The organism is Maribacter sp. 4G9, from assembly GCF_002742265.1.
In the GTDB taxonomy this organism is placed as follows: Bacteria; Bacteroidota; Bacteroidia; order Flavobacteriales; family Flavobacteriaceae; genus Maribacter.
In genome coordinates, this window is record NZ_MDGL01000193.1 from 25,198 (window position 1) to 50,004 (window position 24,807).

The 24,807-nt window shown below is 39.1% G+C and carries 23 protein-coding genes and 2 tRNA genes; 19 read left to right on the top strand and 6 right to left on the bottom strand.

What is annotated here, in order from left to right; genetic code table 11:
• Positions 1-5 precede the first annotated feature (5 nt).
• The 4 genes from BFP75_RS20250 to BFP75_RS20265 all read left to right on the top strand — a co-directional run bounded on the left by BFP75_RS20250 (position 6) and on the right by BFP75_RS20265 (position 1,652).
• The gene (locus BFP75_RS20250; RefSeq protein ID WP_099547142.1) at positions 6-962 is read left to right on the top strand and encodes a type IX secretion system membrane protein PorP/SprF; all 957 of its coding nucleotides are present in this window, start codon (positions 6-8) and stop codon (positions 960-962) included.
• A 47-nt stretch (positions 963-1,009) separates the two neighbouring features.
• Positions 1,010-1,372, top strand: a complete 363-nt coding sequence (gene folB / locus BFP75_RS20255) for a dihydroneopterin aldolase (RefSeq protein ID WP_099547143.1) — start codon at positions 1,010-1,012, stop codon at positions 1,370-1,372.
• Positions 1,373-1,378: 6 nt separating this feature from the next.
• Positions 1,379-1,449, top strand: a tRNA-Cys gene (locus BFP75_RS20260).
• A 129-nt stretch (positions 1,450-1,578) separates the two neighbouring features.
• A tRNA-Cys gene (locus tag BFP75_RS20265) sits at positions 1,579-1,652 on the top strand.
• A 25-nt stretch (positions 1,653-1,677) separates the two neighbouring features.
• Here BFP75_RS20265 and BFP75_RS20270 read toward each other — a convergent pair.
• Together BFP75_RS20270 and BFP75_RS20275 are read right to left on the bottom strand one after the other, a co-directional pair.
• Positions 1,678-2,076 (bottom strand): DoxX family protein, encoded by a 399-nt coding sequence (locus BFP75_RS20270; protein WP_099547144.1) that lies wholly within the window; start codon positions 2,074-2,076, stop codon positions 1,678-1,680.
• Complete coding sequence (locus BFP75_RS20275) at positions 2,076-3,239, bottom strand: ATP-binding protein (RefSeq protein ID WP_099547145.1); 1,164 nt, start codon at positions 3,237-3,239, stop codon at positions 2,076-2,078. Before BFP75_RS20275 ends, BFP75_RS20270 begins: the two co-directional genes overlap by 1 nt.
• Before the next feature lie 114 nt (positions 3,240-3,353).
• Between BFP75_RS20275 and BFP75_RS20280 the strand changes: the two genes are divergently transcribed.
• The 3 genes from BFP75_RS20280 to BFP75_RS20290 all read left to right on the top strand — a co-directional run bounded on the left by BFP75_RS20280 (position 3,354) and on the right by BFP75_RS20290 (position 7,294).
• Positions 3,354-4,544: a phosphoglycerate kinase gene (locus BFP75_RS20280; RefSeq protein ID WP_099547146.1), complete on the top strand. Its 1,191-nt coding sequence runs from the start codon at positions 3,354-3,356 to the stop codon at positions 4,542-4,544.
• A 117-nt stretch (positions 4,545-4,661) separates the two neighbouring features.
• Positions 4,662-6,293 (top strand): LysM peptidoglycan-binding domain-containing protein, encoded by a 1,632-nt coding sequence (locus tag BFP75_RS20285; protein WP_240531856.1) that lies wholly within the window; start codon positions 4,662-4,664, stop codon positions 6,291-6,293.
• 14 nt (positions 6,294-6,307) lie between these two features.
• Positions 6,308-7,294, top strand: coding sequence for a DUF4837 family protein (locus BFP75_RS20290; RefSeq protein ID WP_099547147.1), 987 nt, complete (start codon positions 6,308-6,310; stop codon positions 7,292-7,294).
• 76 nt (positions 7,295-7,370) lie between these two features.
• Here the strand turns inward: BFP75_RS20290 and BFP75_RS22020 are convergent, their stop codons facing one another.
• From BFP75_RS22020 to tatA, 3 genes are all read right to left on the bottom strand, one after another.
• A complete protein-coding gene (locus BFP75_RS22020) occupies positions 7,371-7,547 on the bottom strand; it encodes a DUF6747 family protein (protein WP_165776650.1) in 177 nt (58 codons plus the stop codon).
• Between the two features lie 258 nt (positions 7,548-7,805).
• On the bottom strand, positions 7,806-10,556 hold the full coding sequence (locus tag BFP75_RS20300; RefSeq protein ID WP_240531857.1) for an OmpA family protein: 2,751 nt from the start codon (positions 10,554-10,556) through the stop codon (positions 7,806-7,808).
• 257 nt (positions 10,557-10,813) lie between these two features.
• Positions 10,814-10,999, bottom strand: coding sequence for a twin-arginine translocase TatA/TatE family subunit (gene tatA / locus BFP75_RS20305; RefSeq protein ID WP_099547149.1), 186 nt, complete (start codon positions 10,997-10,999; stop codon positions 10,814-10,816).
• Positions 11,000-11,189: 190 nt separating this feature from the next.
• Here tatA and BFP75_RS20310 point away from each other — a divergent pair, with 190 nt between their 5' ends.
• From BFP75_RS20310 to BFP75_RS20365, 12 genes are all read left to right on the top strand, one after another.
• Positions 11,190-12,059 (top strand): M23 family metallopeptidase, encoded by an 870-nt coding sequence (locus BFP75_RS20310; RefSeq protein ID WP_099547150.1) that lies wholly within the window; start codon positions 11,190-11,192, stop codon positions 12,057-12,059.
• 5 nt (positions 12,060-12,064) lie between these two features.
• Positions 12,065-13,561 (top strand): GH3 auxin-responsive promoter family protein, encoded by a 1,497-nt coding sequence (locus BFP75_RS20315; RefSeq protein ID WP_099547151.1) that lies wholly within the window; start codon positions 12,065-12,067, stop codon positions 13,559-13,561.
• 52 nt (positions 13,562-13,613) lie between these two features.
• A complete protein-coding gene (locus BFP75_RS20320) occupies positions 13,614-15,293 on the top strand; it encodes a DUF6909 family protein (RefSeq protein ID WP_099547152.1) in 1,680 nt (559 codons plus the stop codon).
• Position 15,294: 1 nt separating this feature from the next.
• Entirely contained in the window at positions 15,295-16,293 is a 999-nt protein-coding gene (locus BFP75_RS20325) for a hypothetical protein (protein ID WP_099547153.1), read from the top strand.
• Position 16,294: 1 nt separating this feature from the next.
• On the top strand, positions 16,295-17,365 hold the full coding sequence (gene rfbB, locus BFP75_RS20330) for a dTDP-glucose 4,6-dehydratase (protein WP_099547154.1): 1,071 nt from the start codon (positions 16,295-16,297) through the stop codon (positions 17,363-17,365).
• A 9-nt stretch (positions 17,366-17,374) separates the two neighbouring features.
• Positions 17,375-18,235, top strand: coding sequence for a glucose-1-phosphate thymidylyltransferase RfbA (gene rfbA / locus BFP75_RS20335; protein ID WP_099547155.1), 861 nt, complete (start codon positions 17,375-17,377; stop codon positions 18,233-18,235).
• Positions 18,236-18,560: 325 nt separating this feature from the next.
• Positions 18,561-19,229, top strand: a complete 669-nt coding sequence (locus BFP75_RS20340) for a cytidylyltransferase domain-containing protein (RefSeq protein WP_099547206.1) — start codon at positions 18,561-18,563, stop codon at positions 19,227-19,229.
• Positions 19,226-19,693 carry a YhcH/YjgK/YiaL family protein gene (locus BFP75_RS20345; protein ID WP_099547156.1) on the top strand — a complete coding sequence of 156 codons (468 nt, stop codon included), beginning with the start codon at positions 19,226-19,228 and terminating at the stop codon, positions 19,691-19,693. The genes BFP75_RS20340 and BFP75_RS20345 overlap by 4 nt, the downstream gene beginning before the upstream one ends.
• On the top strand, positions 19,671-20,456 hold the full coding sequence (locus BFP75_RS20350; protein WP_099547157.1) for an HpcH/HpaI aldolase family protein: 786 nt from the start codon (positions 19,671-19,673) through the stop codon (positions 20,454-20,456). The genes BFP75_RS20345 and BFP75_RS20350 overlap by 23 nt, the downstream gene beginning before the upstream one ends.
• A gap of 2 nt (positions 20,457-20,458) precedes the next feature.
• Positions 20,459-21,334, top strand: coding sequence for an NAD-dependent epimerase/dehydratase family protein (locus BFP75_RS20355; RefSeq protein WP_099547158.1), 876 nt, complete (start codon positions 20,459-20,461; stop codon positions 21,332-21,334).
• A gap of 5 nt (positions 21,335-21,339) precedes the next feature.
• Positions 21,340-22,002: an HAD family hydrolase gene (locus BFP75_RS20360; protein ID WP_099547159.1), complete on the top strand. Its 663-nt coding sequence runs from the start codon at positions 21,340-21,342 to the stop codon at positions 22,000-22,002.
• Positions 21,999-22,943 carry a phosphoglycerate dehydrogenase gene (locus tag BFP75_RS20365; protein WP_099547160.1) on the top strand — a complete coding sequence of 315 codons (945 nt, stop codon included), beginning with the start codon at positions 21,999-22,001 and terminating at the stop codon, positions 22,941-22,943. The genes BFP75_RS20360 and BFP75_RS20365 overlap by 4 nt, the downstream gene beginning before the upstream one ends.
• Here BFP75_RS20365 and BFP75_RS20370 read toward each other — a convergent pair.
• Positions 22,940-24,685 carry a glycosyl hydrolase family 28-related protein gene (locus tag BFP75_RS20370; protein ID WP_099547161.1) on the bottom strand — a complete coding sequence of 582 codons (1,746 nt, stop codon included), beginning with the start codon at positions 24,683-24,685 and terminating at the stop codon, positions 22,940-22,942. The two genes, BFP75_RS20365 and BFP75_RS20370, sit on opposite strands and share 4 nt — an antisense overlap.
• Between the last annotated feature and the right edge of the window lie 122 nt (positions 24,686-24,807).

Sequence of the window (24,807 nt, forward strand, 5' to 3'; positions counted from 1 at the left end):
AAACTATGTTTAAGAGAATATTGACCTTCGCCCTTGTTACAAGTGCCTTTTTGGTAAGGGGTCAAGAACTTAATTCCCCGCAATTATCGCAGTATTTGGCAGACAACCCGTTTGTACTGGCACCTACGTATGCAGGAATTGGGGACCATGTAAAAATTAGGTTGAATGGATTGGCACAATGGGTAGGAATAAAGGACGCTCCAAGAACACAGTCCTTGGCGGCTGATATGCGTATTGGGGAAAAATCGGGTATCGGGGTGTTTCTATATAACGATTCCAATGGATATACCAAGCAAAGAGGGGCCAGGGTATCGTTTGCCCACCACCTTACTTTGGACCGCTATGAGGATGAGTTTTTATCCTTCGGCCTTTCGTACAATTTCAACCAGTTCAATATCGACATCGATCAATTCAACCTTATCGATTTCCCCGATAATGGAATCGTAAACAACAGGCAAACCACCAATCATAACTTTGATGTGGGGGTTTTATATCGGTATGACAAGTTTTATTTTGCAGCGAATGCTTCCAATATTTTGGACAAAGACCCAAGAGACCTTACGTTTGATATAGACGAGCCCAATGAATTGAGGAATTATTATGTTTATACGGGCTACAGATATACCAAAAGCAGAACAAGCAATTTGGAAATAGAGCCTTCCATGTTGTTCAAGATTTTTGAGAGTGATGGACGGTCCGAAACCGATTTGAACGTAAAGTTCAGGTGGTACGATTTTGAGGATTACTACTATGCCGGTGTTACCTATAGGTTCTTGAACGACCAGATCGGCAACCCGCTCTATATTGCCCCGATCCTTGGGTTGAAGAAGAGCAATTTCTATTTTGGATATTCCTATCAAATAATCTTGAACGAAATATTGGGCTACAGTACAGGTACCCATGTGGTTACCATTGGAGTTGACCTTTTCCAGGGAATAAGTAATTGTAGATGTACCTATTGATTTACCCTTCTTTGTTTTAAGTTTGTGAACGAATCAACAAGCTAATCATGGGAATTATACGGGTAGATAACATCAGGGTATATGCATACCATGGGTGTCTTTCTGAGGAAACAAAAATTGGAAGCGATTATTTGGTAAATGTTAAGGTCAAAGCTGACCTGGCCAAAGCCATAGCATCCGATGAATTGAGGGACACCGTGGATTACGTTCATATAAACCGGATTGTGGTAGAGGAAATGGGCATTCCATCAAAACTCTTGGAGCATGTTGCCAAAAGAATAGGGGACCGTATTTTTAAGGAACTCTCTATGGTCAAAAAATCGACAATTTCCGTGGCCAAGGTAAACCCTCCTATAAACGGCGATGTGCAAAAGGTGCTGGTAGAATTATCGCTCAAGAGAGGAAAATAGAATTATGGCATTGTGGCCGAACGGGAAGGCGAAACTCCTGCAAGGGTTTTATAGTGGTTCGAATCCGCTCGATGCCTCAAAGGGAACTATTGACCAAGTAATTAGATCCATGGTGAAAACGGCTATGGATTATTATTTTAAACAAACTTTATTTCCTTTAAAACAAAAGGATTAATTTTTACTAAATTTGCAGTCGATTAAAAAAGGGCATCGTGGCCGAGTGGCTAGGCAGAGCTCTGCAAAAGCTTGTACAGCGGTTCGAATCCGCTCGATGCCTCCAAAACCTCCCGCTTCGGGGGGTTTTTTTAGTTTTGAAGCAGAAACAATAGAAAGACGGTGGGCATCAGATAGATTACGATGGTTCTGGCCCCGTCATAATCTTTTGCTACGCGTTGACCAAACAACAACATTAAAAGGGTAAGACAGCCCACAATGGCACTCCAGAAGGCCATATTTGTGTTTTGGGAATTTAATAGTTCATAAATCCCAAGGAGGGATGTAATACCTGATAGAACTTCCAATAAAAGGATGGTGCCCAATAGGAGGGGAACGGTATCCTTAAAAAACGTTTTTGAAAAGTGTCCTTTTAGCCACCCAACGTTGCCCTTCCAATCCAAAAATTTGTCCATCCCACTTTGTAAAAAGGTAATGGCCAAAAAAAGAAGAAGTATGAGCTCTGAAGCGTATTCTCGTATCGTTTCCATCAAGAAGATATTTTAGTGGGTTTTTTATGTAGTAGTCTAGTAAGGCGAATCGATAGATCCGTAAATATGATCTTGGCATTGCCATTTCTTTCAATGTGGTAAATGGCCTCTTCCAATTCTTCGTTAATTTCCAAAATATTGTTCTCATGGACGTAGGGGGCGAATTTCTCCAATTGAAAACCGTCCGCATGAATTTTCATATAAACTAGTTCATGTACGCCATAATTAATGAGCATTGCCTGGCGTATGACCATAATACAATAGTGAAGAAATTTTTTTTGTGTTTCCCTTCCGGTTTTTGACAATTCGTCGCTCCATAACAGTAATTCATGGATAGCGGTCTTGTTGCCTTTTGCCTTAAAGGCACTACGCACCCATTGTACGAACCATTTTTCAAATACAAGGTCTTCAGAGTCTTTGTTCAATAAATCAAGCGCCTTGTTGAAATTTCCATTTGCCTCATGGGCAATTTGCATGGCCTCTTGTTGTGATGCCCCTTTATTGAGTAATTCCGCTGCTATGAGGTCCTCTGCCAAAGGTGGGAAATGCAATATTTGACACCTGGACCGTATGGTCTGAAGAATTTGTTCCTCTTCTTGGCAAAGCAGCAAAAAAACGGTTTTTTCGGGGGGTTCCTCTATTAATTTCAACAGCTTGTTTGACGCGGCGTTATTCAACTTTTCGGCCATCCAGACAATCATAATCTTATAGCCTCCCTCGTAGGATTTAAGGGACAGTTTTTTTACAATTTCCTTGGCCTCGTCCACACCGATCTGTCCCTGCTTTTTTTCTATATCGATTAATCGATACCAATCAAAAAGATTTCCATAAGGTTGTTCCTTCAAAAAATCCCGCCATTCCTTTGTGAAATTGTCACTAACGGCATGTTTTTTGGCTTGCTCCGTATTGGCTACCGGAAAGGCAAAATGGACATCTGGGTGGGCAAAGGAATTGAATTTCAGATTGCAGGCGGCGCTGCCCCCATCATTTTCGCCATTTGAGTTTTCACAAATCAAATATTGGGCATATGCCAAAGCCATTGGCAAAGTACCTGAACCTTCCGGCCCTACGAATAATTGGGCATGCGGTATTCTCCCCGCATCGGCACTGGATGTGAGATGGTTTTTTATATGTGGAAGCCCTAAAACGTCCTTAAATAGCATGGCCTCAAATATAGTAGTTTTTGGTGCAGGAAAGAATAGAGATAATTTCCAGGGGAGGGTTTTAACTACACCTATTAATCTTTACATTTGCCTTTCATTCAAAAGCATCATTCCATGAAAATATTAGACGACCACAATTTTGAAAATAAAAAAGCATTGATTAGGGTGGATTTCAATGTGCCCTTGAACGAAAACTTTGAAGTCACGGACGCAAATAGGATCGAAGCGGCAAAACCCACTATCATAAAAGTTTTGGAAGATGGCGGAAGCGCGGTATTGATGAGCCACTTGGGAAGGCCAGATGGTAAAAGGAATCCGGATTTGTCCTTGAAGCACATCTGTGCCAAGGTATCTGATGTAATTGGTGTTTCCGTCAAGTTTGTGGACGACTGTATTGGTGACAAGGTTGAAAAGGCCGTATCCGAGTTAAAAAATGGCGAGGTGCTGTTGTTGGAAAACCTTAGATATTATGACGAGGAAGAGAAGGGTGATGAAGCGTTTGCCGAAAAACTTTCGAAATTGGGGGACATCTATGTAAACGATGCCTTTGGTACCGCCCACCGGGCACATGCCTCCACGACCATTGTGGCCAAGTTTTTCCCAGGGGCGAAGTGCTTTGGATATTTATTGGCCAATGAAATCGATGCCATTGAAAAGGTGATGCAAACAGGGGAAAAACCCGTTTTGGCCATTTTGGGCGGCGCAAAGGTTTCTTCCAAAATTACCATTATAGAAAACATACTTGATAAGGTGGATGATTTGATCATTGGCGGGGGTATGACCTATACGTTTGTAAAGGCACAAGGAGGCAGCGTAGGCGATTCCATTTGCGAGGACGATAAAATGGATTTGGCCTTGGACATCTTAAAACAGGCCAAAGAAAAGGGCGTAAATGTTCATTTGCCGGTAGACGTGCTCGCTGCCGATGATTTTAGCCCAAACGCCAACACCAAGGTTTTGGATGTTGATACAATACCAAATGGGTGGCAAGGTTTGGATGCAGGGCCCAAATCTTTGGAAAGCTTCAAAAAAGTGATTTTAGGGGCCAAAACAATCCTTTGGAACGGACCAGTTGGGGTTTTTGAAATGGATGCCTTCGCCAAGGGAACCATAGCTATTGGAAATTTCATTGATGAGGCCACCCAAAACGGTGCTTTTTCCCTTGTTGGGGGTGGTGATTCCGTTGCCGCCGTCAAACAATTTGGCTTTGAGGATAAAGTGAGCTATGTCTCCACCGGAGGAGGGGCCATGCTGGAAAGCCTAGAAGGAAAGACCTTGCCGGGAATCGCTGCAATAAACGACTAGACAGGGCGTTATCGATTAACGGAGTTTATCGAAGTAATCTACATTTTAAGAAAGAAAATTTTATTCTAAAGGAAAAATGTACGATTTTCGTTAGTCCCGCTAAGAAATTTTACGCCTATGAAGAAGTTGCACACCCGTAGTTTAATTCTTGTTGGTTTTTTTGTATTGCCGATGATTTCATTGGGGCAGCAAAAAGATTCAACAACTGTTGTGAAAAAGGAGGAGCTGTCCTTAACCGAGGTTGAAAATGACACTGCGACGCTTCAGGCGGAACAGGTAATCGACCTTTCTTCTGTGGACTCTATTCCGGACAACGATTTCATATTGGTAAAGTCTGACCAAACCCAAAAGTACCATCTCAAAGACCATTCCCAAGCTGCAAAATATGACAGTCTTTGGTTGAAGGAACTTATAGCGAACGCCCCTCTTTTTGAGGCAATTTATGAAGACGTCACGACCTTGGAACCCGATTCAACCTACGTTTTGGACCTGAATACGGACACACTTAAGCTCCGTTTGGAAAAATTAAACCAAAAAACCCCTTTTAATGTCGCGTACAATCCCTCCCTTGAAAATGTGATCAAATCATTTCTTACAAGAAGAAGAGGGCTTATGCAGCGCATGTTGACCGCAAGCCAATTTTACTTTCCCCTTTTTGAACAACAAATGGACAATCATAACATTCCTTTGGAAATGAAATATTTGTCGATTGTCGAATCTGCCTTGAATCCAAAAGCAAGGTCCAGGGTGGGTGCTACAGGTTTATGGCAGTTCATGTACGGAACGGGGAAAATGTACAATTTGGATGTTACCAGTTATGTTGACGAACGCAGTGACCCTATTAAATCTACGGAGGCAGCTTGTAAATATTTATCGAAGCTGTATGAAATTTTCCAGGATTGGGATTTGGCGCTTGCCGCTTATAATTCAGGTCCAGGCAATGTGAACAAGGCTATCAGAAGATCTGGGGGGTATAAGAATTACTGGAATCTTAGGAGTTATCTGCCCAGGGAGACGGCTGGCTATGTACCTGCATTCCTCGCAACGATGTATATTTTTGAATATGCGGAAGAACATGGCCTAAAGGGCCAAAGAGTGGATAGGACCTATTTTGAAACTGATACCATACACGTAAAAAGCCTTATCACTTTCGATCAAATATCGGAATTGGTAGGTATTGGAAAAGAGGAACTTAAAATTTTAAACCCTTCCTATAAATTGAACGCCATTCCGTACGTAGACGGAAAGGACTATACCCTCAGGTTGCCCGTAAGTCATATGGGCAAGTTCGTAGCAAATGAGGCCGCTATTTATGCCCATGTAGAAAAGGAACTCAATAGCAAGGAAAGTCCTTTACAGGAACTCGTAAAACAGGCTGAGGAGGGGGAAATCACTTACAAGGTGCGCAGTGGTGACTATCTTGGTAAAATTGCGGATCGATATGGTGTTGGGGTTAGCCAAATTAAAAGATGGAACGGTTTAAGGAGCAATAACCTTAGAATTGGACAGCGGTTGACCATTTACCCCAGAAAGCGGCCGGTGGCCGCAGTGAAACCTAAGGACACCCCGTCAAAAGGAACAGTTTCAAGTAATTCTAAGGTGCATGAAGTCCGCAGCGGTGATTCCCTTTGGACGATTTCAAGAAAATATCCTGGAGTTAGTATCGAAAATTTACGAGAATGGAACGGTATTAGTGGTAATAACCTAAAACCGGGCACAAAACTGAAACTGTGCGATTGTTCATCGTAAATTAGATAGGTAAAATGAAGAAAATCAGAACACTATTTTTATTAGCCACCTTAATCCTTGCTTCGTGTAAGGAGGGCAAAAAACAAGATTATTTACCAGAGTCCATTGGCGCCTATAATACGCTTACCGTGGTTATTAACAACGATCTTTGGAAAAGTGAGGTTGGGGACAATATAAGAAGGCACTTTGCGGCTCCTGCACTGGGTTTGTCCTGGGACGAAGCCCAATTTCGAATCACCCAAATTCCACATCAAATCTTTTCGGGTTCCATAAGGAACACCAGGGCGGTATTGTATGTGATGGAGGACACCTTGGATATAGCCCATATGAAAAGTAACATGTATGCAAAACCCCAGTTGATAGGCGTAATAAAAGGTAGAAACCATCAAGAAATTATTGAAAACCTGGATGAAAAGGCCCCTGAGTTCATTACTGAATATAAGGAGCTTGAAGTGGCTGAGGCACAAAAGAAATTTTTAAAATCCCTTAGCAAGGAGAAGGCCTTGCAGGAAAAATTGGGGATAAGTCTCAACGTACCTTCCGTTTATAAGGTAGGAAGGGAAGAGGAGAATTTTGTGTGGATAGATAGACAAATTCAAAAGGGGAACATGAATATCATTGCCTACAGTGTGCCTTGGGATACATTTGAGAACGATTCTACCTTTGTAAAGGACATTGTAAGCATGCGGGATTCTATTGGAAACCTTTTTATTCCGGGGGAGGATATTCCTGGAAAAAACAACCATATGATTACGGAAAAGGCGTTTTCACCTTATGTTTTTCCAGCCGAAGTAGGTGGAAGAAAAGCAGCTGAGGTAAGGGGAAGATGGGAAATGTCCGAATATCCCATGGCGGGCCCCTTTTTGACCTACATTATCAATGATAAGCCAAATAATAGAAAATTGGTTTTGGAAGGTTTTACCTTTGCGCCAGCAACAGAAAAACGGGACTACATGTTCGAGCTGGAGGCGATTCTAAAGACCGTAAAATTCAACGAGTAACCTATTTTCACGATGTATAAAAAAGGGCCCGCTAAAAGCGGGCCCTTTTTTACTGATATGATTTAATCTATTTATTTTAAAGGTTGCTAAACGAAAATCCCGTAGATATTCTAAAAATGAGCGCATAGGTCGCCAAGACTATCAATGCAAGGCATGCCCACGAGAAAATTTTGAAATAGTTTTCCAAAATATAGCTTTTCCAGTCCTTAAAAGCTTCTATATAAATTTCCTTGATAAGTAAAAGATTCCCCATAATCATAGTTTTTTAAGTTACATTACCAAACTTCGAAAACAGAAAGCACATTTCTAAAAAGATTAGATTAACGGATCATAAATTCTTTCAAAAAAGAAGGATATTTTATAAAATCTATAAAGGGTCAATTTTAACGTTCAATCGAAAACGACTCTAACCAAAAGACCTATTGGTTTAGGTTTGGCATAACTCCATAGAAAAAGGGGCCGGTTTTCTAAAAAACCGGCCCCTTTTTTTAAATCAAACATGTTTATGGTATTACATGCCTACAATTATAAATTCCGATCTACGGTTCAAATAGTGTTTTTCTTCCGTACAGTGGACACTGCCGTTACATTCGTTCAACAGTCTTTCCTCTCCGTACCCTATGGCACTTTGGATTCTTTCCGGAGCAATTCCTTTGGAAATGATATAGTCCCTAGTGGACTTGGCCCTTCTATCCGAGAGGTATTTGTTGTACACATCGCTACCCCTGGAGTCAGTATGGGATTCTATCTTGATGACCATCTGTGGATATTCGTTCATGACGCTTATTAGCTTGTCCAATTCTTTGGCAGCATCGGTACGTATGTAGGATTTATCAAAATCAAAATGGATCATTTCCGTCTTAAGCTTTCGAATACCGTCTTCAACGGCGATCATTTCCTTAAGCTTTTTCATTTGAATGTCCACATTTACGGTATCGTTATCCGCTGTGGCAACCTCCCTTTCATCATCAAAATATGAATTTTGGGTTGTTTTAAGTATGTATTTGGTATTGGCATCCAAGTCTTCAAAGAGAAAACTTCCGTCCTCATTGCTCTCCATCTCCATCAACTTTATATTGTTCTCGTCCAACAACGTTACAAGGGCCCTTGGCATGACATCAGCCGTTACCAACTCGGTTACGATACCCGCAATGGCATTTTTTACTTCTGGGATTTCTTCTATTTTTAGGGTTTTGAAGGAATAAATGTCATCAAATCCTTTGCCTCCGTCCCTATTGGATGCGAAATAGCCCAATTGCTTTTCTTCATTTACAATAAAGGAGAAATCGTCCTTGTTGCTGTTAATGGGTTTGCCCATATTTTGAACTTCGTCAAAACCACCGTCTTCGTTTAAGACTACTTCATATACATCTAGACCCCCCATACCAATATATCCATCGGAAGAGAAGTATAACTTTTCCCCGTTAACAAATGGGAACATTTCCCTTTTAGCAGTGTTTATCCCTGGACCCAAATTTCTGGGTTCTGAGAATGAACCATCTTCCAAAAGGTCCACTACGAATATATCCGTTTCACCAATGCTGCCAGGCATATCGGACACAAAATACATTTTCTTGCCATCAGGACTGAGTACCGGATGACCTGTTGAATAGGAGTCGCTGTTAAAAGGCACTTCTGTTGCTTCTGCCCATTCGCCGTCAACCTTGACCGATTTATAGATTTTAAGGTGGTTGATACCCTTGCTGTCCCTTCGGAGCTTTTTTCCATAATTGTTCCTTGTAAAGAACATGGTATTGTTATCTGGCGTAAAAGTGACAGCGGCCTCATGGTATTTGGTGTTGATTTTCTTGCTGAACTTTATGGCATCCCGCAATTCTTGCGACTCTTCGTTCAATTTTGCCTTGTAAAGGTCCAAATAGGGCTGGTTGTCCCATTTATACCGTCTGGTCGTAAATACGGATGAATCCTTTGCAGTAGCAAAAACAATCTGATCTTCCCCTAGAAAGGCAGGGGAGAAGTCGCTATATTCTGAATTGATTTCAAGATTCTTTATATCAAATTTGTCCTTTGAATTCAAGAGACGATCCAATATTTGTTCCCTTTGCTCACTTGAAACAGTAGTATTCCCAAGTTGAGCTTCATATTTTTTATTGTATAGTCGCATCAACTTTTTTGACCTGGCGTAATTACCGGTTCCCTTTAAGGAGTGGGCGTACCTAAAGATATTATCGGCGGACATCTGATCCCCATAGGTTTCGTACATGGTATTGTACCATTTATAGGCCTGTTCCATATTTGTATTAAAGTAATGGGCATCCGCGATTTTTTGAAGCACTTCATAGTTGTAGCTGTCCTTGTCGTTTTCCAACGCCATTTCATATAGTTTGGCAGCTTCGGCATACCACATCTTGTCAAAATAGGCATCCGCCCTTTTGATTATCATGCTCTTGTTTGGATCTGATTCAATGGTTTTTGAACCTGGATTAAGAATTATGGAATCTTCATCCACAGCTAAATCCGCATTCCCCACCTGTTCCTGTATCATGGAATAGGTCACGTCCTCTGGTTCAAGAGGTCTGACTTGAATACCATTCTTTGTTTCCTTTTGTTGCGCGGCGTTTCCTTTGTTTAGGGAAGAACTTGTGCCAGCACTGGCAACACCGCTTTCCTCAAAACCGGAAGTAGTCTCTTGATAAGCCGCAGTATTGTTTTGATTGGTATAGTATACCGCAGTGGCTTTTCCGTCTGCATCATTGGTCACAACATCGGAGTAGATAATGTTACCGTCTTGGGGCAACCTGTTTTCCAAAAGGTCTTTTTCACTGGCAATTACACTATTGTCAAATGAGTTGTCGATTACCATGTTCAAAATCCAAACGTCATCTTCGTACTGTCCGTCAAAATCGGACTTACAATCCGCAATCGCTTTTTGCCAGGAATCGTAGTGTTTCAGATATAAGTAATAAAGTTTGTTTTTGGGATTTTTAATATATCCAGCATTGAAGCCTTTTTTATTGAGTTTCTTTACTTGTTTGTCAAGTTTGTTGTCCTTGCTGAAAACACCCGCAATCACATAATATCCATTGGTAAACCCATCGATATCGGTTAGGGTTCTTTGTGGAATATTGTTTGTCCTTGCAGCATTGAAAAACCCTTCATCGTCCGTTCTATCCACGGAATATGCCTTATTTGATGTGTTCTTGGGAGTCCCTATAGCCGATGATACCAGACCAGTCTGAAGATCTTGGGCACCTATGGATAGGGATATAAAAAATAAACAAAAGGGAAAAATATGTTTCATGCCTTAAAAATCATTTTCGAAAATCATACTCCAACTAGTTGACTAATAACAGTTTTTGGACAGATTTATTTTCGAAAATACTTTTAAAGCGTTTAATGAATTATTTTTTGTTGTGAAAGGAGTGTTTTTTGTCGTGTAGCAGTATTATTTGCTTGGGTCAAAAGGGGTTTGAAGCAAAATATTCACTAAAGAAAGTTCAATAAAAAAGGCGTTAGCCACAACTGGTTAACGCCTTTTCAAACTATATAACTATATCCTTATTCTTTTGTTTCTTTTTCAGGGGATTCGTCCTCCTTGGAAGCGTCCTTAAATTCCTTTATTCCGCTGCCAAGGCCGCGCATAAGCTCGGGAATTTTTTTCCCTCCAAAAAGCAAAAGAACTACCAACACCACTATTGCTATCTGCCAAGGGCCTATTGCTAAAAATATATTCGCTATCGTCATAATACAAAGTATTTAATGGAATAACAAATGTAGTAAAAACAAGTTTACCTAACTAGAATATTAACGTTAACCCATGTATGGGTAAAATTGGGGCCGAAATCATGGAAAGTTTTTAGCTGCATATTTTACGCATCGCTTATTTTTATAAGTTCTCGCAATAGTTTACATTACTAAGTTTATCTTTGTTCCAATGGCCAAAAAAGTAAAAAGAAGAAAGGAAATAAAGCGAAAGTTGCTCCATAAGTACCGCTTGGTGATACTGAACGAAAGTACTTTTGAGGAAAAGATATCTTTCAAGCTAAGCCGTTTGAACGTATTCGTAACGGGTTCCCTTTTTATGATTGCACTTATTGGTCTTACCATACTTCTCATTGCATTTACACCCTTACGGGAGTATATCCCCGGATATTCATCCACTGCGTTGAAGAGACAAGCAACAGAACTTACGTACAAGACGGATTCTTTGGTAAGGACCCTTAACTATACCAATAGGTATTTGGACAACATCAGAATGGTTTTAAAGGGCGATATTGAAAACAATGAAATCAATAGGGATTCTTTGTTCGAACAATTCAAGATAGATCCTTCTTCCGTTGATTTGACACCCACACGCGAGGATTCCCTTTTAAGGGCAGAGGTTGCCTTAGAAGACAAATACAATCTTTTTGAGAGGGATACGGATAGGAAAAACTTGGTGCTATTTCCTCCCGTAATAGGGACCGTATCCATGGGTTATGACCTTGAAAGTAAGCATTATGCGGTAGACATCACTGCTCCTATGGATACTCCGGTAAAGGCCGTGGCGAATGGTACCGTTATTTTTTCAGAATGGACCGCAGACACCGGTTATGTCATTATTTTGGAACATAAGGATGGTCTTTTAAGTGTATACAAGCATAACGGATCCCTGGCAAAATTTCAGGGAGCGGTCGTGCGGGGCGGTGAGGTCATAGCATCTGTGGGAAATACGGGTGAATTTACCACAGGGCCTCATTTACATTTTGAACTTTGGGATGACGGTAATCCCGTAGATCCGCAAAATTTTATCGATTTTAATTAAATAACATGTCGTTAAAAGCCTTTGCCGCCAAGATTTTCGCCAAAAGAATAGTGGCCAAGACCAATAAGTGGGTCCGCAAGCCAGATGCAACCCAAAAGAAGGTTTTCGGGGAGCTTATTGGAAAAGGGGCTGGAACCAGATTTGGACTGGACCACGATTTTAGCAACATCCACACGTATCAAGACTTTTCTGAAAGGGTACCTGTTAGGGATTACGAAGAGCTAAAATCATATATAACGCGGATCGTCGATGGAGAGGCAGATATTTTATGGCCCGGCAAACCACTATATTTTGCAAAGACATCCGGAACAACCTCAGGAGCCAAATACATTCCAATCACAAAGGAATCCATCAAGAATCAAGTGGAAGCATCTAGAAATGCTATTCTACACTACATTGACGAAACGGGTAGCGCCAATTTTGTGGACGGAAAAATGATTTTCTTACAGGGAAGCCCTGAACTTACAGAAAAGAACGGGATAAAATTAGGTCGGCTCTCGGGCATCTCGGCCCATTATGTGCCCAAGTATCTCCAAAAGAACAGATTGCCAAGTTGGGAGACCAATTGTATTGAGGATTGGGAGACCAAAGTGAATACGATCGTAGCCGAGACCAAGAAAGAGGATATGACAGTAATTGCGGGTATACCCTCATGGGTGCAAATGTATTTTGAGAGACTTAAAGAAAAAACCAATCGGAATATTGGGGAGTTGTTCCCTAATTTTGAACTGTTCATTTACGGCGGCGTCAATTACGAACCCTACAGAAAGAAGTTTGAGGAGTTGATTGGCAAAAAGGTCTCGAGCATAGAACTTTTTCCCGCAAGCGAGGGGTTTTTTGCCTATCAGAACTCCCAAAAGGAAAAAGGTATGCTATTACTTTTGGATTCCGGTATATTTTATGAGTTTATCAGAGCGGATGAATTCTACAATGATGAAAGGAAACGATTGACCATAGAACAAGTTGAAAAAAATGTGGATTATGTAATGATTATTTCCACTAATGCAGGACTTTGGGCATATAATCTTGGTGATACCGTTCGGTTTGTTTCTTTGAATCCCTATAAGGTAATCGTTTCAGGGAGGGTTAAACACTTTATTTCTGCCTTTGGAGAGCATGTGATAGCCAAGGAAGTAGAAGAGGCTATGCTCATGGCCACAAATGTTACGGATGCCAAAACAAATGAGTTTACGGTAGCACCACACATTACACCGGAAAATGGGGAGCTGCCTTATCATGAATGGTTCGTTGAATTTGAAAGGGAACCTTCGGATATAGAAACCTTCAAAACAACCTTGGACCAAGCATTACAAAAACAAAACAGCTATTATTTCGATTTGATAGAAGGTAAGGTCCTTCAACCCTTGAAAATCACCTTGATCAGGAAAAATGGATTTATGGATTACATGAAGTCCATAGGCAAGCTAGGTGGACAAAACAAGGTCCAAAGATTGTCAAATGACAGAAGTGTCGCGGACAAATTGAAGGAATTTATAGCGTAAGGATACGGGTAATCAAAACCAAATATTATTGTAGTTTTGCGGGAAATCTCTTATGGGCAAAACAGTAACAACAACTAGGGCACAGGAATCTACCAATGCCATCGAGCGCATGTATATAACCATGCGGCACCTTTTCAATAGGGGCTTTTACAAGCCTACCGGGGTTTCGGGCGAGGCCTTAAAAAATGCACTTTTACTTTTACGACCGGAAATTTACGGATCCCTAGGGGAGGAGAAGGCGGAACTCAACGGGCTTTTGTATGTTTTGGAAAGGCTGCCAGAGGGCATAGAGCAATGCAGGTTTATCAATCTAACTTCTGACGAGGGTTATGGAATTTCGCATATAGACCCTATTATCCCCCCAAAAAGAAGACGGAATTGTTACCGTATCGATGATGAACAAATGAACATTGAGATAACACGGGGCAGATCGGATATCTATGATATTCTGACCCATTTGACATTTTTGTTCATCGAATCGGAAAAAATATGTAAAAAGGTCCTGATACCGGAATCCAACAAAATGATCCGGGATTGGACCAAGTTGGAAACCTCTTTGCAAAAGGTTGAACTGGAACAATCCGAAAAGGAGATCGCCTTGATCCATACGGCCAATATCCTAGGCAGGTCTTTTGAAGAAGTATTGAATGTCTACAATAAATTGGCAACGGAAAGCAACCCAGAGCGATTTTTACGCATTGTATATTGGTTAGGAAAATTGGCGATTGAGGAGGAACTAACGGGAGAAAAGCGCTCCATTACTTTTAGTACCTTGTTAAGGGAGCGATTGGGACATCACATCCATGGGGAACGTTGGGCCAACCACATCAAAGCGGTTTTGCAAAAACAGGGTCTTTTGGAAAGGCCGATACATATTATCTCTGCCAATATGCATAGTGTTATGAATTCCTTTTTTGCGACCAACGCCCTTAAGACGGAGTTTCCCAATGTAAGCAAGTTGGAAATTTATGAGGCCTTGAGCGCATCGGGCAGTGAAGACTTACGATCAAAGGTGCGGGAATTTGCAGAGGCCAATGGCATGATATCCATTGCGGATTCCTCTGGCACCAATATTGACGTACAAATATTTGATACAGGGAGGTTCAATAAGAACGTATGCCGCTATAATTTCCCAAGTACAGGTGAAGAAGAAAAACCTGTTATATTTGTGATGGACTATGCCTTTGGAGAACAGGCTTTTGAAACCATTGATGAGTTTCTTAAGCCTTATGAAATGGGGGATAAGGAAGTTTTTTTAAATGTGGTTTCCGTTTCCATCATGGGCAAGGCGGGTATTCTGGAAGGAGGAAAGGGAGATATCATGATACCTTCGGCACATATTTTTGAGGGAACGGCGGACAACTATCCATTTAACAACGAACTGTGCAGTGAAGATTTCAAAGGAAACGGTCTAAAAGTATTTGAAGGGGCTATGGTGACAGTTTTAGGGACTTCGCTTCAAAACAAGGATATCCTGAAGTTTTTTCATGAGTCTACTTGGAATGTCATAGGATTGGAGATGGAGGGCGTCCATTATCAAAAAGCGATACAATCTGCTTCAAAAATTAGAAAAAGCATAAGGGAAGATGTGAAGGTGCGATATGCCTATTATGCTTCAGACAATCCTTTGGAAACTGGCAGTACTTTGGCCTCCGGCGGATTAGGTACGACAGGTGTCAAACCAACCTATTTGATTACAGATCGCATATTAAAGCAAATTTTTAATACATAACATGGCGGAAAATCAATCAGTAAAAAACCAGAACAGTTCCGATGAAATCGATTTGGGACAGTTGTTTCAACTCATAGGCAGGGGATTTAATGCACTATTTAGGTTTATCCTAAGGGTTTTCCTCTATTTGAAGAAGAACCTTTTTATACTGATTGGTCTTGTATTGGTTGGATTTGCAGTTGGATACGGTTTGAACCAAATTGTTTCCAAAAGACAGAAAACAGATGTAATTGTTAAACCTCAGATGGAGAGCAAGAATTACTTGTACGATATTATTGATGAAATACAAGCAAATATTGATTCCAAGGACACCAATTTTTTTAAGTCAATAGGTATTGAAGAAGTTGATTATTCAGGTTTAGAAATTATGGTTAACAGGGTTATCGAAGAAGGTTCATCCGATAGGGATATGCAATATTTGGAATTGTTACAAAGTTTTGAAAACACGGATGCTATCGCTGATATAGTTAGGGCAGAATTGGAGAATAAAAGTTCCTTTAACCATCGTATAACTTTTTATTATAAAAACAAGGAGCTAGGCATTCATTTTGCAGAAAAAGTGATGGAGTATATAAATTCAAGTACATATTTTGATGAGATATTAATGATTTCAAGAGATAATGCGCAGGGAAGAATCGAGCAAAATGAACTTCTATTGGAGCAGGTGGATAAAATCATTACCAATTATACAAACAATTTAGCTTCTAAGAACAATGCGGTTTCTAGTGAACGGATAATCTTGGACAATCAAGAACAAGTTAACATTGCGGATCTATTTGAATATAAAAATCTTTTGATAAGGGATGTTGAAATTAAAAAGCTTGAGTTGGCAGAGCAGTCGCAACCCATAAGTATTATCAATTTTGGTAAATCCCATGAGGTTCAAAAGTCCTTCTTTGGTAAGAATTTGGTGCTTATCCCCTCAATATTTATCCTTATATTTCTTTTTGTCTCATTCTTGTTTTTCTTGAATAAGAAATCAAAATCCATAGCTTCATGAAATGCATTTAAGCCTTGGACAAAAACGGACCGTTTTAATTACGGGAGGGGCAGGTTTTATAGGATCCCATGTTGTAAGGAAAATGGTTTTAGCTTACCCAAGCTATCAAATTGTAAATTTGGACAAGCTTACCTATGCGGGAAACCTTGAAAACTTAAAGGATATAGAGAAGTATCCAAATTATAAGTTTATCAAAGGCGATATTGTAGATGGGGACTTTATTAACAATCTTTTCTCAAAGTGGAATTTTGATGGAGTTATTCACCTTGCGGCAGAATCGCATGTGGATAGATCTATAGAAGCACCATTGGAATTTGTAAAAACAAATGTTCTTGGTACCGTCAATCTTTTAAATGCATCCAAAAGTATTTGGAAAGAAAATTATCAAGGCAAGCGATTTTATCATATCAGTACTGATGAAGTATACGGATCATTAGGTGAGACTGGATTGTTCTCGGAAATAACCTCATATAGACCTAATTCTCCCTACTCAGCTTCCAAAGCCAGTTCTGATCATTTTGTAAGATCATACGGGGAAACCTACGGGCTGCCATATGTAATATCAAATTGTTCGAATAATTACGGACCTTACCAATTTCCCGAAAAACTGATACCACTTTTTATTAACAACATTATCCAACACAAACCTTTACCAGTCTATGGCGATGGAAAGTATACTAGGGATTGGCTTTTTGTAGAAGACCATGCGGAGGCTATTGACTTGATATATCACAAAGGAAAAAATAAGGAGTCTTATAATATTGGAGGTTTTAACGAATGGCAAAATATTGATATGGTAAAACTTCTTTGCAGTTTAATGGACAAAAGGCTTTTTCGAGATAAGGGGGAGTCTGAAAAATTAATAACTTTTGTAAAAGATAGGCCCGGGCATGATTTGAGGTATGCAATTGATGCAACAAAAATCAACAAAGAATTGGGTTGGGAACCATCCGTTATATTTAGGGAAGGTTTGGAAAGAACAATTGATTGGTATTTGGCTAATGTCACTTGGCTTGACCATGTAAATTCTGGAGAGTATCAAAACTATTACAATACGCGGTATAAGCAATAAAGTGTAAAAATGAAAGGAATAATTTTAGCGGGTGGTTCAGGTACTAGACTTTATCCTTTGACATTATCTGTTAGTAAGCAATTGATGCCTGTTTACAATAAACCCATGATTTATTATCCACTCTCAACATTGATTGGCACGGGGATTCGAGAAATATTGATTATTACGACTCCTAAAGATTTACTACTGTTTCAAAATTTATTAGGAGACGGTTCAAATCTTGGTTGTTCTTTTGAATATGCGGTTCAAGATACTCCCAAGGGAATAGCAGATGCATTTATCATTGGAGCTGATTTTATAGGCCAGGATAAAGTAGCACTTATTTTGGGAGACAATGTTTTTTATGGTACGGGACTATCAAAACTGCTAAAGTCCAATAATAACCCCGAAGGTGGTATTATTTTCGCCTACCAGGTTGGTGACCCTGAACGCTATGGAGTAATAGAATTTGATAAAACAGGTAAGGCGATAAGCATCGAGGAAAAACCACTAAGACCTAAATCCAATTATGCCGTACCTGGTATTTATTTTTACGATAATGATGTCCTAACTATTGTCAAAAACATTCAACCAAGTAAGCGTGGCGAATTGGAGATTACTGATGTGAATAGGGAATACCTAGCCAAAGGACGGTTAAATGTGAGTATTATGGACCGAGGAACCGCATGGCTGGACACAGGTACTTTTTCTTCACTAATGCAAGCATCACAGTTCGTTCAAGTCATAGAAAATAGGCAAGGCTTAAAAATTGGCTGCATCGAAGAAGAAGCATACAAGCAAGGTTTTATTGATGAGAAACAATTAAGAAAATTGGCCGAGCCCTTGTTAAAAAGTGGTTATGGTCAATATCTGATGAACTTGATACATTAGGAAAACTAAGCGGTATATTTTATTTGTTCGTTCAATATTTTGAGAAGAAATTTTCAAAACTTGCAAAATGCAAGGTGTTACCACTCAATTTTTCCTTCTCACCAAATCCCTAAAGGCTTTAATTCAAGAATAATCATTGAAAGTAAATTTCTATTTTTTATTGCCGCTCAAATATTATTTTTTAAGATAGGAATAATTACGAAACAGTTAGATTGTAACTAAATATTCTTTTCTGTACATATATATAGCACCAAGATGTTGATAAGATAAGTTCAGAAAATAAAGAATAATAGTATTTTTGAACAAAGCAAATATGTATCCACAAATGAAAGTAGTCGCGTTATTACCCATGAAGGGAAATTCAGAAAGGGTTCCTAATAAAAATCTCAAAAATTTTAGTGGAGCACCTTTATACCATAAAGTTCTCAATAGTCTTCTTGCTTCTAATTATATTGAGCAGGTTGTTATAAATACAGATAGTGAGGATATCAAAAAAGATATCGAAATTAATTATTTGGACAAAGTGCTGGTTTTAGATAGACCAAAAGAGCTAATTGGGGATATGGTGTCAATGAACAAAATAATAGAATATGATATTAATAAGGTAAATGCGGATTATTACTTACAGACACACAGTACAAATCCATTGTTGAAAACGGAAACAATTGACGATGCTATTGAGACCATGATGCGTAGAAAGGATGGATTCGATTCCATTTTTTCCGTTACTAGAATCCAAACACGGCTGTATGGGTCTGATGGCACTCCACTGAACCATGACCCTGTCGAACTGATAAGAACTCAGGACTTACCACCCATTTATGAGGAAAACTCCAATATGTATATCTTTTCCAAAGAATCTTTTGAAAATGCTGGGGGTAAGCGTATTGGAAAATCACCAATTATGTTCGAAATAGATAAGATTGAGGCTATTGACATTGATGAACTGCATGATTTTATTATGGCGGAAACCTTATATAAGACACTTAGATGATTTATGGAAATATAGCGGAGTGGAGGTATTATTTTGGAAAATCCGAGTATTTTATTGCGATGTTCCAAGAATTGTCCAAGATATCGATAAATACAGTCAACGGGGAATATAGAATAAACAAGCATGTCTATTACAAGGTCATGAGCTATGATACCCAATTAAGCCCTTCAATAGTAGAATCTCATAAAAAAGAAGTCGATGTGCAAATTGTTCTTGAGGGCAAAGAGCACATCAAAGTCTATGAACCGGATGCAGTAAGAATCAAGGTTCCTTACGATGATAAAAACGACTGTCAGTTTTATACTATTGAAAACAAGCCTAATGCCGAGATTGAATTAGTGCCCGGTAAAATGGCTGTCTTCTTTCCCAATGATATACATGCATGTCAATATGCTGTAAATAAAGAAGTTGAAACAATAAAGAAAATTGTATTTAAAATAAATGAAGAACTTTTTACACACTAAGAGCAACCTAAAGAAGAAACTAAAGAACCGGGAGGTATCATTTGGTTCTTGGCTTACAATTCCGCACCCGTCTATAATAGAAATAATGTCATCTGCCGGTTTTGAATGGCTTACTATAGATATTGAACACTCGGCAATTGACATTTCCACATTGCAAAATTTAGTAGCCCACGTACAAGCCAATAAAATGGAGGCTCTTGTTAGGGTTAGTAAGAACGAGGAGGTAATAATAAAAAGAGTCATGGATGCCGGTGCGAACGGAGTAATCGTACCTATGGTCAAAAACGCCGAAGAGGCCAGACAAGCGGTTTCTTGGGTTAAATATCCTCCTTTGGGTTCAAGAGGAGTTGGACTTTCAAGGGCTCAACATTATGGAATAGCCTTCAATGAATACAATAAATGGGTACAAGAAGAGGCTGTTGTTATAGCCCAAATAGAACATATAGAGGGAGTTAATAATTTATCAGAAATTCTGGATGTGGAAGGGATAGATGGAATTATTGTTGGGCCTTACGATTTGTCGGCCTCTATGGGAAAGCCTGGAATGTTCTACGACGATGATGTAAAAGAGGTACTGGCCAGAATAGATATGATAACCTTGGAAAAATCCCGTAGTCTTGGTTTCCATGTAATAGAATCAGACTATAAAAAGGTCGTCGATAAATTAAACATGCATTATAACTTTCTGGCTTTTAGTCTCGATTTTTTCTTTCTTGGGGACAAGGCAAGGGAACAAATGGATTTATTAAGGGATAGCTTATAGAAATGAAGAAAGTACTTGTATTTGGTGGATTTGGATTTCTCGGCTATTATTTAGTCAAGGAGCTTTTAGTGAGACAATATAAAGTTACGGTTGCCGACATATCGGAGAATGAAGAGATTAGAGGTCAAGTTGCCTATCATTATTGTGATATTGCAGATCAGGACCAAGTAGCAAATATTTTTAAGCAACAACAATTTGATATTGTATACAACTTGGCTGGTTTTGCTAATCTGGACAATGCCATAAAACATCCCATAAAGACCATGAACCTCAATGTAATTGGCAATATGTACATTTTGGATGAGTGTGTAAAACATAAAGTGGACTTATTTGTTTACGCAAGTAGCGCATACGCCATGAGTAACAAAGGGTCTTTCTATGGAGTCAGCAAATTGGCATCGGAAAAGATTATTGAGGAGTATCACAAAAAATACAATTTACCCTTTGTGATTTTACGTTATGGTTCTGTATATTCAGAGCGTCCCTATGATAACAATTACATTTATAATTTAGTCAAGAAGGCCGTCAAGGAAAAAAGAATAGACCATCATGGAGATGGTAACGAAATAAGGGAATATATTCATGCTGCGGATGCCGCGAAACTATCGGTAGATGTTATCGAATCTGATTCATTTTCCAATCTACACGTTATTCTAACTGGAACAGAGCGGATGAAGCGGTTGGAACTATTTCAGATGATCAACGAGATTTTGAACAATCAGGTTGAAGTAAACTGCAATGACTCCGGCTATCAAAATCATTATAAATTCACTCCATATTCTTTTGAGCCCAGTGTAAGCAAAAAGCTTACCGCCAATCCTCATATAGACATGGGCCAAGGTCTATTGGAATGTATAAGAGCAGTACATAACGAATAAATACAATGGCTCTTAAGAATATTTTTTTTGATTTTGACGGGGTACTTGCAGAATCAGTTAGTGCCAAAACGAAAGCATTCAGGGAGATGTACCAACCCTATGGAACAGCTATTGCCGATAAAGTGGTAGACTATCATATAAATAACGGGGGTATATCTAGGTTTGAAAAGTTCAAATACTGGGAAAAAACCTTTTTCGGAAAAGAATTGGACCAAGAGGAGATTAATAAAATGGCCGATAAATTCTCCAATTTGGTATTGGAAAAAGTGATTGAGTCCAAACCAGTTCAAGAATCTATTTGGTTCTTGGATAAATACTATAAAAAGTTAAGGTTTTGGGTGATTACGGGCACACCAACTTCAGAAATAAAAATTATCGCTTCCAAAAGAAATATGGCACACTTTTTTGAAGGTTTGTATGGCTCTCCCAAGAATAAAAGATACTGGACGGAATATTTACTTGAGGAGTATGGGTTAAATAGGGACGAAACCCTATTTCTTGGAGATGCAACCACGGATATGGATGCCGCCCAATTTTCTGATCTTCACTTTGCTTTAAGGGATAATGAAGAAAATGAAGGTTTGTTCAAGGATTATAATGGGCTTCGTTTTCGTAATTTTAAGGAACTTGAAAACCTATTGATTGATAATAAAATGTTGGAACAATGAAAGTATTACTCACCTCCACATCTTTTCAGGATACTCCCGGTACACATCAGGAACTACTTCAAGAGCAAGGTTACGACTTGGATACCCTTAGAGGGCCTATATCAGAGGAGGAATTATTACCTATCATAGGTAAGTATGATGCAGTAATTTGTGGAGATGATGAGTATACCGAGGCTGTTATTAAGAAGGGCACAGAAGGCAATTTAAAATATATTTCGAAATATGGGGTAGGCCTTGACCGAATAGATTTAGAGGCGGCCAAAAAATACGGTATTCCCGTTACAAATTGTCCGGGAGTCAATCAAGTTTCCGTATCGGAACATGTTTTAGCCCTCTTGTTCACATTTGAAAAAAATATACACGTACAGTTCAATTCAACAAATACGGGCAGTTGGAAACGCTGGGTGGGTCACGAGATCCAAGGCAAGACGATTGGAATTGTTGGTCTTGGTGCAATCGGAAAAGAGCTTTCAAAAAAAGCAAATGCCTTGGGATTGAATGTAATTGCCTGTGATCTTCATATGGATGAAGAATTTTTGGCCCAAAATCCATTTGTAACCTTTGAAATTAATATTGAAACTATTTATGAAAAGGCCGATATTATTAGTCTTCATATTCCACACACCCCTAAATCCGAGCATTTAATCAATGAGGAAGTAGTCCAGTATAAACTCAAAAGGAAACCTATTCTAATCAATACATCAAGGGGAATGTTGATTGATACCAATGCCGTTTTGAAAGGACTTGAGCAAGGCAAGTTAAGAGGTTACCTAACCGATGTTTTGGCTCACGAGCCGATGTTGGAGGACGAACCTCTTAAAGGAGTTGAAAACGTATTAATCACCCCACATGTAGGGTCTAGAACATTTCAAAGTGTTGAAAGACAGGGAACCATGGCAGTAGAAAATTTAATAAAATTAATTTCAACAGAAAACACCTAATTATTTGTAGGGAGAAATTTTGATAAAATCAACCACTGATCTCCATCGAAAATAAGGGTAATTGCCTCTCCATCCCTTAAACGTATTACTTTTTTATCCTCAATATTTGTAGAATTGGAGCTGACATCTAAATCATTACTATTACTACCCGAATTTTTGATAATCAACTCTCTTCTAATTTCTTCTTCCGTAAGACTAATCGTAACAGAACGTTTGCCCTCATTGGTATTAACAATTATGTTCCTGGATTTTTTGTCTGTTTTGACATTTGACGAAGTTATCGTCGTTCCAAATTTAATTCCGGATATCTCGGTAATACCGTTGGGAGCAGAAATGTGGTCTCCGATTTTTGGATTAGTTGTAAGGCTGTAGGAACTTCCGTTCCCAAAACCTTGTAAGCTTGGTTTTCCATTAAAGGTACCAATACCAATTTTCCCTTCCTTTAGATTACCAAATATACCTTGATAACTCTCCATATAATGCCTGTTGTTGGTTTTTCCGCTTTCAGACCCTAGGCCTAAAAACTGTCGACCGTACCCTCTGCCATCCCTTAGTTTAGGATCAAGTACAAGGTTGGTTGTCGGATCCTCAATGATAAAATTTTGCTTGACTCCGCTATACTTAGAATTTAGGATTTCCGCGTTGATCACATTTTTTCCCACTTTTATACCGGTAAGTATTCTGTCGTTAGCTCGTATAAAGCTTTCATTGAAAATGAAGGTATACGTATTATCGACCTCTACCGCATTCTGATCTTTATGAGCACTATGGCCACCAGTGATAAAAGGGCTATAAAAAGCAATGATGTCGTTATCGAATTTTTCATTTAAGTCACTGGTAATCTTGATTTGTGGTTTGTTTTGGTTTCTTCCATTCCCCTCTAGAAAAGTAGAAAAGGAGGTGAAATTGGTCAAGTCTTCCAATATAAGGCCTTCGTCATAGCAACCCTGTATGACGCCACCAAAAAATTTCAACCCTGTAGAGGAATTTATATCACTATTGGTAAACTTTGCACCTACCTTACAGTTTTCTACCTTAAAGTTGCTGAAATCCGTATTAGTGGCATTGCGACCTAAGATTCCATATTTAGAGGCATTATAGATAAAAAAGGAATCAAAGCTAGGGGTATAACAATTTAGTAGGCTTAGCCCAATTCCACCACCTTCTATAATGATGTTTGAAATTCCACTATTTCTATTCACCTGATTCAAATGTATAGCAGTTGCATTAGAATCAAATTGATTGATAAATAAGTCCTTGATTTTGAGGTCGAATTTTTCATTTTCAGACCCAAAATCCATAAAAATACCGCTACCAGTAAAATCCAAATAGGTTTTCCCTACTCCGTCTCCAATGATTTCAACGCCAATGTCAGATGATATTCCTCTTTCAAACCTCCAATGACCAGCAGGTATATAGACCTTACCAACATAAATATCCCATTTATCGTCTGATCTTAGCTCTGTACTGGTAATAATGGCGGCATCGATTGCTGCTTGGAGAGCACTTGAGTTGTCTTCTGAGTCTAAAGACCCTCCAAAGTCCTCAATATTAAAAATAGCCGGTCTAATAAGATCTTTATGTTCCTGGGAGGTTTTGTTTATCTTATCATAAGGAATGTTGTATAGACCCAAAGTCCGTTTTATATCGGTTATTCGGAAAAAAATAAAAGCCAATGAAAAACCTATAGTTACTGATAATAAAATTACTGAACCATATTTTTTTAGTTTACTAAACTTCATAGGTATATCATCATTTTAAAAAGGGGTAAAGTACGAAAATTAGGATTAAAATAAACAAAGATATCAATAGAAGCTTTTGTGGTTTTCTCTACCTTTGCCTACTAAAAATCAAAATAGGCTAG